At 68.3% G+C, this 12,909-nt stretch carries 16 protein-coding genes and 1 tRNA gene; 7 read left to right on the forward strand and 10 right to left on the reverse strand.

The window, feature by feature from the left end; translation table 11 throughout:
• Window positions 1-28: 28 nt before the first annotated feature.
• From mdh to zapE, 3 genes are all read right to left on the reverse strand, one after another.
• The gene (mdh, locus tag ASG72_RS07750) at window positions 29-991 is read right to left on the reverse strand and encodes a malate dehydrogenase (RefSeq protein ID WP_056710740.1); all 963 of its coding nucleotides are present in this window, start codon (window positions 989-991) and stop codon (window positions 29-31) included.
• A gap of 262 nt (window positions 992-1,253) precedes the next feature.
• Window positions 1,254-1,847, reverse strand: coding sequence for a TetR/AcrR family transcriptional regulator (locus tag ASG72_RS07755; protein ID WP_056710742.1), 594 nt, complete (start codon window positions 1,845-1,847; stop codon window positions 1,254-1,256).
• Between the two features lie 64 nt (window positions 1,848-1,911).
• Window positions 1,912-3,090: a cell division protein ZapE gene (zapE, locus tag ASG72_RS07760; protein WP_056710744.1), complete on the reverse strand. Its 1,179-nt coding sequence runs from the start codon at window positions 3,088-3,090 to the stop codon at window positions 1,912-1,914.
• A gap of 208 nt (window positions 3,091-3,298) precedes the next feature.
• Between zapE and ASG72_RS07765 the strand changes: the two genes are divergently transcribed.
• From ASG72_RS07765 to denD, 5 genes are read left to right on the forward strand one after another with little or no spacing between them, the layout of a single operon-like run.
• A complete protein-coding gene (locus ASG72_RS07765) occupies window positions 3,299-4,138 on the forward strand; it encodes an isocitrate lyase/phosphoenolpyruvate mutase family protein (protein WP_056710747.1) in 840 nt (279 codons plus the stop codon).
• Window positions 4,135-4,458: a hypothetical protein gene (locus ASG72_RS07770; protein WP_056710749.1), complete on the forward strand. Its 324-nt coding sequence runs from the start codon at window positions 4,135-4,137 to the stop codon at window positions 4,456-4,458. The genes ASG72_RS07765 and ASG72_RS07770 overlap by 4 nt, the downstream gene beginning before the upstream one ends.
• Complete coding sequence (locus ASG72_RS20275) at window positions 4,455-5,606, forward strand: GNAT family N-acetyltransferase (RefSeq protein ID WP_082540178.1); 1,152 nt, start codon at window positions 4,455-4,457, stop codon at window positions 5,604-5,606. Before ASG72_RS07770 ends, ASG72_RS20275 begins: the two co-directional genes overlap by 4 nt.
• An 18-nt stretch (window positions 5,607-5,624) precedes the next feature.
• The gene (locus ASG72_RS07780) at window positions 5,625-6,371 is read left to right on the forward strand and encodes an SDR family oxidoreductase (protein WP_056710751.1); all 747 of its coding nucleotides are present in this window, start codon (window positions 5,625-5,627) and stop codon (window positions 6,369-6,371) included.
• Between the two features lie 29 nt (window positions 6,372-6,400).
• The gene (denD, locus tag ASG72_RS07785; protein WP_056710752.1) at window positions 6,401-7,384 is read left to right on the forward strand and encodes a D-erythronate dehydrogenase; all 984 of its coding nucleotides are present in this window, start codon (window positions 6,401-6,403) and stop codon (window positions 7,382-7,384) included.
• Between the two features lie 115 nt (window positions 7,385-7,499).
• On the opposite strand, the gene ASG72_RS07790 is transcribed toward denD, so the two are convergent.
• The 4 genes from ASG72_RS07790 to ASG72_RS07805 all read right to left on the reverse strand — a co-directional run bounded on the left by ASG72_RS07790 (window position 7,500) and on the right by ASG72_RS07805 (window position 9,967).
• Window positions 7,500-8,039: a DUF3833 family protein gene (locus ASG72_RS07790; protein WP_056710755.1), complete on the reverse strand. Its 540-nt coding sequence runs from the start codon at window positions 8,037-8,039 to the stop codon at window positions 7,500-7,502.
• A gap of 53 nt (window positions 8,040-8,092) precedes the next feature.
• A complete protein-coding gene (locus ASG72_RS07795; RefSeq protein ID WP_082540179.1) occupies window positions 8,093-8,761 on the reverse strand; it encodes a GNAT family N-acetyltransferase in 669 nt (222 codons plus the stop codon).
• Between the two features lie 152 nt (window positions 8,762-8,913).
• The gene (gene rpmA, locus ASG72_RS07800) at window positions 8,914-9,180 is read right to left on the reverse strand and encodes a 50S ribosomal protein L27 (RefSeq protein ID WP_056710756.1); all 267 of its coding nucleotides are present in this window, start codon (window positions 9,178-9,180) and stop codon (window positions 8,914-8,916) included.
• A 100-nt stretch (window positions 9,181-9,280) separates the two neighbouring features.
• Entirely contained in the window at window positions 9,281-9,967 is a 687-nt protein-coding gene (locus ASG72_RS07805) for a 50S ribosomal protein L21 (RefSeq protein WP_056711065.1), read from the reverse strand.
• A gap of 325 nt (window positions 9,968-10,292) precedes the next feature.
• On the opposite strand from ASG72_RS07805, the gene ASG72_RS07810 reads away from it, so the two are divergent.
• Window positions 10,293-10,382, forward strand: a tRNA-Ser gene (locus ASG72_RS07810).
• A gap of 67 nt (window positions 10,383-10,449) precedes the next feature.
• Here ASG72_RS07810 and ASG72_RS07815 read toward each other — a convergent pair.
• Window positions 10,450-10,782, reverse strand: coding sequence for a four-helix bundle copper-binding protein (locus tag ASG72_RS07815; RefSeq protein ID WP_056710758.1), 333 nt, complete (start codon window positions 10,780-10,782; stop codon window positions 10,450-10,452).
• Between the two features lie 153 nt (window positions 10,783-10,935).
• On the opposite strand from ASG72_RS07815, the gene ASG72_RS20990 reads away from it, so the two are divergent.
• Window positions 10,936-11,175 (forward strand): DUF2171 domain-containing protein, encoded by a 240-nt coding sequence (locus ASG72_RS20990; protein ID WP_162246209.1) that lies wholly within the window; start codon window positions 10,936-10,938, stop codon window positions 11,173-11,175.
• A 4-nt stretch (window positions 11,176-11,179) separates the two neighbouring features.
• On the opposite strand, the gene ASG72_RS20645 is transcribed toward ASG72_RS20990, so the two are convergent.
• Together ASG72_RS20645 and ASG72_RS07825 are read right to left on the reverse strand one after the other, a co-directional pair.
• On the reverse strand, window positions 11,180-11,356 hold the full coding sequence (locus ASG72_RS20645) for a hypothetical protein (protein WP_156395850.1): 177 nt from the start codon (window positions 11,354-11,356) through the stop codon (window positions 11,180-11,182).
• A gap of 105 nt (window positions 11,357-11,461) precedes the next feature.
• The gene (locus ASG72_RS07825; protein WP_244488732.1) at window positions 11,462-12,868 is read right to left on the reverse strand and encodes an FAD-dependent oxidoreductase; all 1,407 of its coding nucleotides are present in this window, start codon (window positions 12,866-12,868) and stop codon (window positions 11,462-11,464) included.
• Between the last annotated feature and the right edge of the window lie 41 nt (window positions 12,869-12,909).

A 12,909-nucleotide genomic window follows, 5' to 3' on the forward strand; every position in this document is an offset into this window, starting at 1 on the left:
CCACCCGCCATGCGCCATTCGCGGCAGGTCACGCCAGCGACGAATCGATCGATTTGCAGGCGTCGATCAGGGTCTGCACCGAAGCCACCGACTTCGACAGCATCTCCTGCTCGGCCTTGTTGAGCCGGATCTTGACGACGCGCTCGACGCCCTTGGCGCCGATCACCACCGGCACGCCGACGAACATGTCACGCACGCCATACTGGCCCTTCAGCGCCGCGGCGGCCGGCAGCACGCGCTTCTGGTCCTTGAGATAGCTCTCGGCCATCGCGATGGCGGAGGCCGCCGGCGCGTAGAAGGCCGAGCCGGTCTTCAGCAGGTTGACGATCTCGCCGCCGCCCTTGCGGGTCCGCTCGACGATCGCGTCCAGCCGCTCCTGCGTCGTCCACTTCATCTTGACGAGGTCGGGCAGCGGAATGCCGGCGACGCCGGAATAGCGGACCAGCGGCACCATGTCGTCGCCATGGCCGCCGAGCACGAAGGCCTGGACGTCCTTGACCGAGACCTGGAACTCCTCGGCGAGGAAGTGACGGAAGCGGGCGGAATCGAGCACGCCCGCCATGCCGCAGATCATGTTCGGCTTCAGCCCGGAGAATTTCTGAAGCGCCCAGACCATCGCGTCGAGCGGGTTGGTGATGCAGATCACGAAGGCCTTGGGGGCATATTGCCGGATGCCCTCGCCGACCGCCTTCATGACCTTGAGATTGATGCCGATCAGGTCGTCGCGGCTCATGCCCGGCTTGCGCGGCACGCCGGCGGTGACGATGATGACGTCCGCGCCCTTGATGTCCTCGTAGGAATTGGTGCCCTTGTAGCCGGCGTCGAAGCCGTCCACCGGCGAGGATTCCGCGATGTCGAGGCCCTTGCCCTGCGGGATGCCCTCGGCGATGTCGAACAGCACGACGTCGCCGAGTTCCTTGAGGCCGGCGAGATGGGCGAGCGTGCCGCCGATCTGACCGGCGCCGATGAGGGCAATCTTCTTGCGGGCCATTGCTGAGTCCTTCGTCCTGGCGCTGCGCGAAAGCCGGTTCCCCGGCCAAAACCGTGGGTTTCTTTGGCCCAAACCGCCCTTTTGCCGCAACCCTGCATGAAACAGGGTTTATAAACTCCTCGCGACCCGGGCGCCGCTTCAGATGGGGCCGTAGCGTCAATGGTTTCAAGGGGTTGGGGAGCAGAAGACGGTCGCTGCACCGGGCAATGACCAAAACAGCGGCAATGACAATCTTCAAAATTTGTAATTTGTAGCAGTTATTTTAGACGATCCCGGTGCCCAGCACCCGCAGGGCGACGCGGATCAGCGTCGACAGCCTGGCGTCGACCGAGGCTTGCGGAACATCCGCCTCGAGCTCCAGCGCGGCGGGATGGATGAAGCGATGCGTCGCGTCGATGACGAAGGCGATGGCGCGGTCACGGTCGCGCGGCTCGAAGGCGCCCGACGCGATCCCCTCGTCGATCACCCGCTCGAACAGCGCCCTGACCCGCGTGCGGTTGCGCCGGCTGATCGCATGACGTTTCGCGACGGCCTGCGACAGCGCGGCGAAGAGATGCGGCTCCTCCGCGAGAAGATCGCGGTTCGCCCGCGCCAGCGCCAGGATCAGCCGTTCCAGCTTGTCGTCGGCCGGGTCCGGCCCGTCCGCGATATCGGCGAGGCGGCGCTCCGTCGCCTTCAGCCAGACATCGACCACCGCATCGACCAGCGCCGCGCGCGAGGGGAAATAGCGATAGACATTGGCATGCGTCATGCCCGCCTCTTCGGCGACGGCCACGACCGTGAAGCGCCGCAGCCCGTGCTGGCGCAGATGCTCGCTGGCGACCGAGAGGATGCGGGTCTCGCTCGGTTCGCGCATCGGCGTGATCACCGTCCCGCCCTGCGCGGGGCATAGAAAGCCGGGCTGGCGTGCCGGGCGCCGCTCATGTCTCGACCAACCCGGAGGATTGCCCGCTCGCGGCGGAATCGGCGCGCCCATGCGGCAGAGCGAGATAATCGTCCGAGCGCATCTCGATCAGCCGCGAGACCGTGCGGTCGAACTCGAACGCCTCGCGACCCTGGGCCGCCGTATAGAGCCCGGTCGCTTCGGCCGCGGCCGAGGCCACGAGCTTCACATGATGCTCGTAGAGCGTGTCGATCAGGATGATGAAGCGCTTGGCCTCGTTGCGCTGGTCCTGCGTCATCGCCGGGATCTCGTCGAGCACCAGCGTATGGAAGCGCTGGGCCAGAGCGATATAATCCGAGGCGCCATAGGCATGGGCGCAGAGATCGGCGAAGGAGGCGCGCGCCACGCCGCCGGCCGCCTGCGGGATGCGCAGCTCATGCCCCTGGACCGGCAGCACCAGCGCCTGCCCCCGCGCCGTGCCGCTGAGCCGCGCGAAGGCGCGGTCCAGCGCGGCGCGCGCCGTCGCATCGGCGGGAACATGATAGACCGGCGCGCCGCCGAGCTTTTCCAGCCGGAAATCGGTCCGCGCCTCCAGCTTCACCACCTCGACCCTGTCGCCCAGCAGCGCGATGAAGGGCAGGAACAGCGCCCGGTTCAGCCCGCCTTCATAGAGCCGCGACGGCTCGACATTCGAGGTCGCGACCACGACCACACCGGCATCGAACAGCGCCGTGAACAGCCGGCCCAATATCATCGCATCGGCGATGTCGGTGACCGTGAACTCGTCGAAGCAGAGCAGCCGCGCCTCCTCCGCCAGCGCGGCCGCGACGGGGCCGATCGGGTCGGGATCCTTGACCTCGCCGCTCTTCAGCCGCTGGCGATAGGCGTGGATGCGGGCGTGCACATCGGCCATGAAGGCGTGGAAATGCACCCGGCGGCGCTGCGGCAGCGGCGCGGCCTCGTAGAACAGATCCATCAGCATGGTCTTGCCGCGCCCGACCGAGCCCCAGATGTAGAGCCCCTTGATCGGCTCGACACTGCGGGACTTGCCGCCGAAGAGCCAGCCGAGCGCGCTGCTCTTGCGCGCCAGCCGGCGCGTCGCCAGCCTCTCCGCCAGCGCGGCCAGCCGCTTCACCACCGCGACCTGCGCCGGATCGCGCTCGATGGCGCCAGCCTCGACGAGAGCTGCGTAACGATCTGTCAGTGAGGCTGTCATGCGGCGGGACAATCGGGGATGGGTGGTTCGGGGTTAAGCCAGCGCGGCGCGAGGGGCAAGTGCAGGCGGCCGGGCGCGGAGCTCGCCCCGCCATTCCACTGGCGCAACGGGGTCCGGCGACACGCGCGCAGAAAGCGGGCTGACAAAAGCCACGCGCCTCGACACTATGCGCCACCGATAGGATCACTCCGTTTTGAAACGATTTAATATGGTCTCCCCGCAGCTGATCGACCGGTTCAGAGCGCTTCACCAGTCCGGCTGCTTCGTGATGCCGAACCCCTGGGACATCGGCTCCGCACGCTGGCTGCGCGGCCAGGGCTTTCAGGCGCTCGCCACGACCAGCGCCGGCTTCGCCTTCACCCAGGGCCGGGCGGACCAGGATGTCCCGCGCGACATGATGCTCGCCCATATCGCGGAGATGGTGAATGCGGTGCCGGACGTGCCGATCAACGCCGATTTCGAGAATGGCTACGCCGATACGCCCGATGGCGTCGCCGCCAATGTGAAGCTCTGCGTTGCCACCGGCGTCGCCGGGCTGTCGATCGAGGATGCGACCGGGCGCAGCGAAGACCCGCTCTACCCCTTCGACCTCGCGGTGCAGCGGGTCAGGGCGGCGCGGCGCGCGATCGACGAGACCGGCTCCGGCGTGCTGCTCACGGCCCGGGCCGAATGCTTCCTCACCGGCCACCCCGACCCGCTCGCCGAAAGCGTGCGCCGCATCGCCGCCTATGCGCAGGCGGGGGCCGATGTGCTCTACGCTCCCGGCCCCAAGACCAGCGACGACATCGCGACCATCGTCGCGGCTGCGGACGGCAAGCCGGTCAACACCCTCGTCTATGGCGATTTCGGCCTGCGCGTCGTCGATATCGCCGCGCTCGGCACGCGTCGCATCTCGATCGGCGGCGCGCTGGCGCGGGCGGCCTGGGCCGCTTTCATCGAAGCGACGCGGCTGATCCGGGATGAGGGCAGCTTTGCCGGCTTTGCCGCCAATGGCGCGTCGTCTCCGCTGAACCCCTTTTTCGGCGACGATCTGAAGGCGCGCTCATGAGCGGGACCCTGCTGATCGCGCCCGCCTGGCTGGGCCGCAGCGGCCTCTGGCTGCTCGACGCGAAGGGGCGGCGCAAACCCGTCGAGGCCGAGGACGTCGCGCTCTCCGAGGAGCTGGCCGACCGGCTGGAGGCCTGGATGGACCAGTTCGACGCCATCTACGACGAGGATGACGAGGCGCGCTCGCGCTTTCCCGACGCCGTTCAGCAGCTCGCCTGGGAGGCCGAGGGTGCCGCCATCGCCGAGGCCGTTAAGGCGGAGCTCGGCCCGGGCTGGACCGTCGAGACCGATCTCGCGAGCTGGCGGGAGCCCGGAGCATGAGCCTGCCCGTAAACAGCCTCGCCCCCGGCTGGCAGCCCCCGCCCTTCCCGCCCGCCAGGACGCTGGAGGGGCGCTATTGCCGGCTGGAGCCGATCGATCCGGCCCGCCATCTCGACGATATCTGGGCCGCGAACCAGGGCCATGACCGGATCTGGCAATGGATGCCGGCCGATCCGCCGCAGAGCCGGGAGGCCTATGGCGCGCTGCTGGCGATGATGCAGGCCAAGCCGGGGATCGTGCCCTATGCGGTGGTCGACCTCGCCGACGGCAAGGCCAAGGGCCATCTCTGGCTGATGGAGATCCGGCCCGAGCACGGCGTCTTCGAGGTCGGCTACATCACCTATTCCCCCGCTCTGCAGCGCACACGGGCGGCGACCGAGGCGATCTATCTCTGTGGTGAATACGGCTTCTCGCTCGGCTATCGCCGCTTCGAATGGAAATGCAACGACCTCAACGAGCCCTCGAAACGGGCGGCGCTGCGCTTCGGCTTCCAATATGAGGGGCTGTTCCGCCAGCACATGGTGGTGAAGGGCCAAAACCGCGACACCGCCTGGTTTTCGATCCTCGATCACGAATGGCCGGTGCGCGCCCGTGGCTTTAAGCGCTGGCTGGCACCGGAGAATTTCGACGCGGAAGGGCGCCAGAAACAGGCGCTCGCCTCGTTCAACCAGCCTGTCGCCAGCGCCGGCCAGATGAAGCTGCGCCGCGCCTCGATGGCCGATATCCCGGCGATTCTGGCGCTGAAGAACGCGGCCTATACCCCCAATGAGGGCATCATCGGCGTCCCCTCTCTGCCCCGCATCGCCGATTACGCGGAGATCGTCGCCGAGCACGAGGTCTGGCTGGTCGATGGTCCGGCGGGGCTGGAGGCGGCCCTCGTGCTCGAGATCGAGCCGGCGATCTTCCAGGTCTGGAGCATCGCGGTCGCGCCGGAGGCGGGCGGCCGCCGGCTCGGCACCGCCCTGATGCGCTTCGCCGAGGAGCGCGGAGCGGCGCTCGGCTACGACGCCGTCACGCTCTACACCAATAGCAGGCTCACCCAGCGCATCGGCTGGTACGAGCATCTCGGCTACGGCATCACCCATCACGAGGACCGGGCCGACCGGCGGCTGGTCCATATGCGCAAAGCACTCGGCAAAGCCGGCTGAACCAAGGGAAGAACGACGATGGCGGGACGTTTGAAGGGCAAGGTCGCGGTGGTGACGGCCGCGGGCCAGGGCATCGGCCGGGCCATTGCCGAAGCCTTCGTGGCCGAGGGCGCGACGGTCTATGCGACGGATAAGGACGTCGCCCTGCTCGACGGCATCCCCAAGGCGAAGAAGCGCAAGCTCGACGTGTTGTCCAGCCGCGCGGTCGAGGCCTTCGCCGAGAAGGTCGGGCCGATCGACATCCTGGTCAACGCCGCCGGCTATGTGCATCACGGCACGGTGCTGGAGTGCGACGACAAGGCCTGGGAGTTCTCCTTCGATCTCAACGTCAAGTCGATGCACCGTACGATCAAGGCCTTCCTGCCCGCCATGCTGGCCAAGGGCGGCGGCTCGATCGTCAATATCGCGTCGGGAGCGGGCTCGGTCCGCGGCATTCCCAACCGCTATGTCTATGGTGCGACGAAGGCCGCCGTCATCGGGTTGACCAAGGCCGTGGCCGCCGATTTCATCAAGCGGGGGGTGCGCGCCAACGCCATCTGCCCCGGCACCATCCAGTCCCCCTCGCTCGACCAGCGCATCAAGGACCTCGCCGCCGCCAGCAAGACCTCCGAGGCGGCCGCCCGCCAGGCCTTCATCGACCGGCAGCCGATGGGCCGGCTCGGCACGGCGGAGGAGATTGCCTGGCTCGCCGTCTATCTCGCCTCGGACGAGGCCAGCTACACCACCGGCCAGATCCACCTCGCCGATGGCGGCTTCGCTCTCTGAGCACGAGAAGAACACCAGGGAGATACGCGATGCATATCCTCGTCCTCGGCGGCGCCGGCATGGTCGGCCGCAAATTCATCCAGCGCCTGGCCAGGGACGGCCAGCTCGGCGGCCGGCCGGTCGACAAGATCACGGCGCAGGACGTCGTGGCCGCAGAGAAGCCAGAGGGCGCGCCCTTCGCCTTCGAGGCGGTCGTCTCCGACATGTCGGTGCCGGGCGAGGCGGAGAAGCTCGTCGCCTCCCGGCCGGAGCTGATCGTCCATCTCGCCGCGATCGTCTCCGGCGAGGCGGAGGCCGATTTCGACAAGGGCTATCGTATCAATCTCGACGGCACCCGCTATCTCTTCGACGCGATCCGCGCGATCGGCGACGGCTACAAGCCGCGCCTCGTCTTCACCTCCTCGATCGCCGTGTTCGGCGCGCCCTTCCATGACAAGATCGCCGATGAGTTCCACACCACGCCGCTGACCAGCTACGGCACGCAGAAGGCGATCGGCGAATTGCTGCTCTGCGACTATACGCGCCGCGGCTTCTTCGATGGCGTCGGCATCCGGCTGCCGACGATCTGCGTGCGCCCCGGCGCCCCGAACAAGGCCGCCTCCGGCTTCTTCTCCAACATCATCCGCGAGCCGCTCAACGGCGTCGAGGCGGTGCTGCCGGTCTCCGAGACCGTCAAGCACTGGCACGCCTCGCCGCGCTCGGCGGTCGGCTTCCTGATCCACGCCGCGACCATGGACACCGCGGCGATCGGCCCGCGCCGGGCGCTGACCATGCCCGGCCTCGCCTGCACGGTGGCCGAACAGATCGAGGCGCTGCGCAAGGTCGCCGGCGAGGGCGTCGTCGCCCGGATCAAGCGCGTGCCCGATCCGGTGATCGACGGGATCGTCGCGGGCTGGCCGCGCGATTTCGAGGCGACCCGCGCCCCGGCGCTCGGTTTCAAGGCGGAATCGAGTTTCGAGGAGATCATCCGCGTCCATATCGACGACGAGCTCGGCGGCAACTTCGTCCGCTGAGCGGGCATCGTCGCCATCCGGGCGAGGCACCGGCCCCGCCGGTTCCTCCGCCTCGCCGCGGCGGGACTTCTCAACGACTGGGCGCAGCCGGCGACAGTCGGCCGTGCCTTCCTCGCTAGCGCAGGGGCCTGCGCGCGAAGACCAGATCGACATCGCCGAGCGGCACGCCGAATTTCGAGACGATCGCGCGGTTGACGATGACGCCCTGCGGATTGCGCTCGATCACATCCTCGAAACGCACCCGCACCGGGCCCGAGCCGGTCGGCAGATCGACCTCATAGGAGAGGCGCACGCCGCCGGCCTCGCTGCGTATCACCGCTTCGCCGACCACATCCTCGCGCGTGCCGACATAGCTGCCCGGGCCGGTGCGGCGGAACACCCAGGTCTTCACGTCGCGCTCGCCATCGGAATAGCTGAAGGCTTCGCGCAGCGTCAGCGTATCGCCGCGCACCCGCCCGCCCAGCACCACCGTCAGACCGCGCGTCGCCCCGGTCAGCCGGTTGGTGAACGTCCCCTTGGCATAGCTGCGGCCGGCGAAATCCCGCTCCAGCACGATGCCCCTGGCATCGGGCATCGCGTCGAAGCCGGGCCGCGTCGCGCAGGCGGGCAGGAGAAGGGCGAGCGACAGGGTGAGCGCGACGCGGCGGGAGATCATCTTGCAGCCTCCGAACGACGAAAAAGGCCCCGGACAGCGCCGGGGCCTTCGGTCTACGCGGGGCAGGCCTCACTGGATGAAGGCGCCGCCGGGCCGGGCTCCGCCGCCTCCTCGCCGAGATCGGGCGCATGTGCCCAGCCGCTCGATCCCCAGCTCTTCAGGGCCGCCCAGGTCGAGCGGTCGAGCCTGTACTGCTCGCAGGGAAACAGCCCGCCACGCGCCGGCAGCGCCTTCAGGAAGGACCCCTCGGCGCGGAAGCCCGACTTCTCCAGCACCCGGCGGGAGGCGGGGTTGATCACCCGCGCATCCGCCTCGAGCGCCTTGATGTCGAGCAGGGTGAAGAGCGTGTCGGTCAGCGCCTGCACGGCCTCCGTCGCATAGCCCTTGCCCCAATGCGGCAGCCCCAGCCAATAGCCGATGAAGGGCGTGCCATTGGCCTTGTGATGAGCCCCGATCATGCCGATCAGCTCATTGGGCCGGGCGCGCGGCGTGATCGCCAGGACGAGGTGATCGCCCAGCGCATTGCCCTTGCGGGCGCCGAAGATGAAGGGTTCGACCGCCTCGACCGGATAAGGATGCGGGATCGAGGCCGTCATCTCGGCCACGGATTTCTCGCCCGCCTGGCGCAGGATCGCCGTGGCGTCGGCCAGGCGCGGCCAGCGCAGCCAGAGACGGCGGGTCTCGAGCCGGAAAACATCGTCGCGGGTCAATTCCGGGAACATGGGTCTCTCCGTCGGCGCAAACGAAAAAGGGAGCTGGACTTGTGCCCACCTCCCCTTTTCCTTGACCTTTGGGAAACCCCTGGAGGGTCTTGCCCTTCGATCCGATCCGGTTCGGTGGAACCGGCGGATCGAGGAAAACCCTATCCGCCGTCTTATTCTGCGGCCTCTTGGGCCGGGACTACGTTCACGAAAGCTCGGCCGAGTTTCGTAATGAATCGGACGCGGCCATTCGTCAGCGCGAACAGGGTGTGATCCTTGCCCATGCCGACATTGGCGCCGGCATGCCATTTCGTGCCGCGCTGACGGATGATGATGTTGCCGGGGACGACAGCCTGGTCGCCGAACTTCTTCACGCCGAGGCGCTTGCTCTCGGAGTCGCGACCGTTGCGGGACGAACCGCCTGCTTTTTTGTGAGCCATAACGCCCTACCTCGAAACTTCTACGTGCTCTGTAACCCGAATCGGCGGCAAAAGCCAGCCGACCCGGAGATGAAACCGAAACGACGCCTGACGATCGGTGTCAGTAGTCCTCGCCGGAGGCCTGTTCCGCCTGGTCGGCCTTCGCCCGCGGGGGCTTGCCGGCCAGGAGATCCTTGGCCTGGGCCACCCATTCCTCGCGGGTGGCGCGGCCACGCAGCTTCAGCTCCTCGTCCCATTTCGCGACGTCGGCCTCGCTCCAGGCGGCGATGTCGTTCCAGGAGGTGATGCCGGCGGCGCGCAGCTTCTTCTCGATGGTCGGGCCGACGCCCGAGATCAGCGAGAGGTTGGAGGCGTCGAGGCCTTCGCTCTTCGTCTCGGTCTTGGCCTTCTTCTCGGCCTTCGGCTTCACCGTCTCGGACGCGGCGGAGACGGCGGCCACCGCAGCGGCGCCCTTCTTCATCTCCGGCTTGCGGCCGCCGGTGAGGATGTCGGTGATCCGCACCACGGTCAGCTCGGAGCGGAAGCCGCGCTTGCGCTTCGAGTTCTGGCGGCGGCGCTTCTTGAAGGCGATGACCTTCTCGCCGCGGGCCTGCTTCACGATCTCGCCGGCGACGGTGATGTCGCTCAGGAAGGGCGCGCCGACGGTCGATTTCTCGCCATCGGTCAGCATCAGCACCTCGCCGAAGGCGACGGTGTCGCCAGGCTCTCCAACGAGCTTGGCAATGGTGATTTCATCGTTCGCGGCGACGCGGAACTGCTTGCCGCCGGTTTTGATGACTGCGAACATCATTGTTCTCCATGTTCAGCCCCGCCCTGTCGCGAACCTCCTCGGGGGAGGCGCACGCGGGACGGCTTTTTGGCAGTCGGTTGCGTGGTGTGTCGCTCTTGTCGGCGCGGGCGGCCCGAAGGCTGACGTCCCGGCGCCAAAAGAGATCGGGCGCGGGTTTCCCCACGCCGGACGAGGCTCACTAGGCGCAGGCGCGCTTCCGGTCAAGAGTTTTGGCCGCCGGCGGCGAAATTTGTGACGGTTGCTTGAAAGCGCGCGATCACGAGGCTTGTCTCCCCGGCGGCCCGCGTGTAGTAACCAGCCCGCTTCGACCGAGCGCGACCGCGGACAGGTGGCAGAGTGGTTGAATGCACCGCACTCGAAATGCGGCATACCCGCAAGGGTATCGGGGGTTCAAATCCCTCCCTGTCCGCCACTCGTTTCGCCTTTAGCTGATAAGGCCGCCCGACGCGCCTCTCCCACGCCGAGCTGACACAGATCCCCTATTTCGCCATCTCGCGGCAGCTTTCGACACAGGCCCGGCAGGCCTCGACGCATTCCTCCATGCCGCCCAGCCGCTCGCAATCGCTTGCGCAATCCTCGCAGATATCGGCGCATTCGGCGCAGAGATGCTTGTGGTGCCGGGTGCCGAGCAGCATCAGATGCGCGGCCGTCCGGCAGGTCTCGGCGCAGGACAGCATCAGCCTGATGTGATCGGGGCGGGCATGTTCGCCGCCGATCTCCAGGCAATGGCCGGTGCTCATGCCGAGGCAGGTCTGGTAGCAGGCCAGGCAGGTCTCGATGCAGCGCTGCATCCCGGGATCGATCGCATGCATGGTCCTCTCCTCCGTCAATGGGCGGTCCGGCGCCATGGCCGGCGCGCCGCGAGCCCGAGGCCCCACCGCCGAGGCTCCACCGCCGAGGCTCCACCCCCGGGGAACCTTCCTGTCGCGCCGCTGTTCCCTCCGCTCGCGCAGGGAGGCTCCAGCATGATGTTCGTGGAAAAGATCCGGGAGGGGCTCGAGGTGGTCGGCTCCGATGGCGGCCATGTCGGCACGGTCGACGGTCTCTCCGGCCAGTTGATGAAGCTGAAGCGCTCCGATCCCGCCTCGGGCGGTGTCCACCATTACCTCGACATCGCTCTGGTCAGCGGCGTCGACGAGCGGCGCATCACGCTGCTGGTCCCGGCCGAGGAGGCGCAGGAGCGCTGGTCGGACGAATCCAGCTGAGGCGTCAGCTTCGGATCTGACGCAGCGACCGCACGTAAAACTGCACCACCTGCTGCGTCACCTCCGAGCCCAGCGATTGTGCGCTCCTGACGGCGGCAAGGCTGTAGCGTCCCTCGGCCGCGACGATGTCGGCGGCGAGCAGCATGGCGAAGACCAGAGCGGTGACGAGGCCATTGTGCATGCCGCCATAATAGCCGGCGGCTCTTGCCGCTTCCCTAGGGAAACCGAAGGCATTTGAAGCAAAACCGCGGCGATCCGGGGCCCGGTTGCTCCGCCGGATCTGGGCTCACTCCGGATCGGCTTGCGCGAGCGCTGCGGCATGACCGGCGATCCGGCCGAGCACCACCGCCGTCAGCAGCCCGTTGCCGGAGAGATAGCCTTCCGCGCCGGAGCCGGAGACGCCGCAGGCGGCGCCGCCCGCCGCGAACAGATTGGGCATCGCCCTGCCCACCGCATCCTGCACGCGCGCCATCCGGTCGATGACCAGCCCGCCCTGGGTGTGGAACAGCGCGCCGGTCACCTTCACCGCGAGGAAGGGCGGTTCGAGCTGCCGCAGCCCGGTCAGCTCCCGGCCGAACGCGTCGCGGCCGCCCGTCTCCTTGCCCTGCGCGAGCGCCTGCATCGTCTCCGCCAGCGCCTGCTCGGGCACGCCGATGCGCTTCGCCATCTCGGCCCAGTCGCCGGCGGAGAGGATGGCGCCCATCGCCTCGGCCCGCTTGAAATCCTCGAATTGCCGCGCGACCCCGGCGATGCGGCTGTCGAACAGCGTCCAGGCGATCCCATCCGGCTGTTTCAGCACCTCCGCCGCCTGCTCGGAATAGCCGCGCGATTCATCGCAGAAGCGCCGCCCCAGGCGGTTCACCTGGACGCCGCCCTCGGTGATCGTCGCCCAGGTGATCAGGATGCCGGCGGGATGGGCGACCGAGCCATGGCCCTGGTGGCCGCCGAGATGGCGCGTCGCGGCCCCGAGCGCCTGGCCCCACAGCACCGCCTCGCCCTGATTGCCGGGATGGCCGAAATACAGGGCCTCCTTGAGCGACGGGATGTGGCGCGCGACGAGCTCCTTGTTGCCGCCATAGCCGTTGCAGGCCAGCACGAGCTGCATGCAGCCGATCTCCTCCTGCGTGCCGTCCGGGCGGCTGAAGCCCAGCCCCAGCACGCGGCCCGTCTCGTCGGCGTATAAGGTCGTCACCTGCGCCTCGCAGAGGAGATCGACGCCCGCGAGCTCCGCGGCCTGGCGCAGCGCGTCGATCAGCTCCTCGCCGGAGCGGCTGGGCAGCCCATGCATGCGGCGCGCGGAATGGCCGGGATAGGAAAAATCCGCGATCACCGAGAAGGACAGCCCGTGCCGGTCGGCGAGCCATTCCAGCGCCGGCCCGGCCTGGTCCGTGACCAGCGCGACGATGGCCGGATCGGGCTCGTTCTTCGCCTTGGCCATGATGTCGCCGGCGAAGCGCGCGGAATCGTCGGCGATCCCCGCCGCCTTCTGCCAGCGCGTGCCGGCCGCCGGGACCAGCCCGGCCGACAAAGCGGTCGAGCCCCGCGGCAGCGAATCCCGCTCCAGGACGAGCACCTCCGCCCCGGCCTCCCGCGCCGTCAGCGCCGCGATCAGACCGGCCGCACCAGCGCCAATGACGACGACCGGCACAGCGAGCGGAAACGCCCGTTCCGCGACGCGCACAACCCTGCTCACCCGGCACTCCCTCAGCCGCATCCGCCCACATCGGCACCGTA

The sequence above is a fragment of the Allobosea sp. Leaf344 genome (assembly GCF_001426225.1).
Lineage (GTDB): Bacteria > Pseudomonadota > Alphaproteobacteria > Rhizobiales > Beijerinckiaceae > Allobosea.

Bases quoted from the DNA above. Each gene is read 5' to 3' on its own strand.
- ASG72_RS07790 (WP_056710755.1), bottom strand. From the start codon at position 8,039: ATGATCTCCCGCCGCGTCGCGCTCACCCTGTCGCTCGCCCTTCTCCTG.
- ASG72_RS07780 (WP_056710751.1), top strand. From the start codon at position 5,625: ATGGCGGGACGTTTGAAGGGCAAGGTCGCGGTGGTGACGGCCGCGGGC.
- ASG72_RS07755 (WP_056710742.1), bottom strand. From the start codon at position 1,847: ATGCGCGAACCGAGCGAGACCCGCATCCTCTCGGTCGCCAGCGAGCAT.
- ASG72_RS20645 (WP_156395850.1), bottom strand. From the start codon at position 11,356: ATGCACAATGGCCTCGTCACCGCTCTGGTCTTCGCCATGCTGCTCGCC.
- ASG72_RS07770 (WP_056710749.1), top strand. From the start codon at position 4,135: ATGAGCGGGACCCTGCTGATCGCGCCCGCCTGGCTGGGCCGCAGCGGC.
- ASG72_RS07805 (WP_056711065.1), bottom strand. From the start codon at position 9,967: ATGTTCGCAGTCATCAAAACCGGCGGCAAGCAGTTCCGCGTCGCCGCG.
- zapE (WP_056710744.1), bottom strand. From the start codon at position 3,090: ATGACAGCCTCACTGACAGATCGTTACGCAGCTCTCGTCGAGGCTGGC.
- rpmA (WP_056710756.1), bottom strand. From the start codon at position 9,180: ATGGCTCACAAAAAAGCAGGCGGTTCGTCCCGCAACGGTCGCGACTCC.
- denD (WP_056710752.1), top strand. From the start codon at position 6,401: ATGCATATCCTCGTCCTCGGCGGCGCCGGCATGGTCGGCCGCAAATTC.
- ASG72_RS07795 (WP_082540179.1), bottom strand. From the start codon at position 8,761: ATGTTCCCGGAATTGACCCGCGACGATGTTTTCCGGCTCGAGACCCGC.
- mdh (WP_056710740.1), bottom strand. From the start codon at position 991: ATGGCCCGCAAGAAGATTGCCCTCATCGGCGCCGGTCAGATCGGCGGC.
- ASG72_RS20275 (WP_082540178.1), top strand. From the start codon at position 4,455: ATGAGCCTGCCCGTAAACAGCCTCGCCCCCGGCTGGCAGCCCCCGCCC.
- ASG72_RS07765 (WP_056710747.1), top strand. From the start codon at position 3,299: ATGGTCTCCCCGCAGCTGATCGACCGGTTCAGAGCGCTTCACCAGTCC.
- ASG72_RS20990 (WP_162246209.1), top strand. From the start codon at position 10,936: ATGATGTTCGTGGAAAAGATCCGGGAGGGGCTCGAGGTGGTCGGCTCC.
- ASG72_RS07815 (WP_056710758.1), bottom strand. From the start codon at position 10,782: ATGCATGCGATCGATCCCGGGATGCAGCGCTGCATCGAGACCTGCCTG.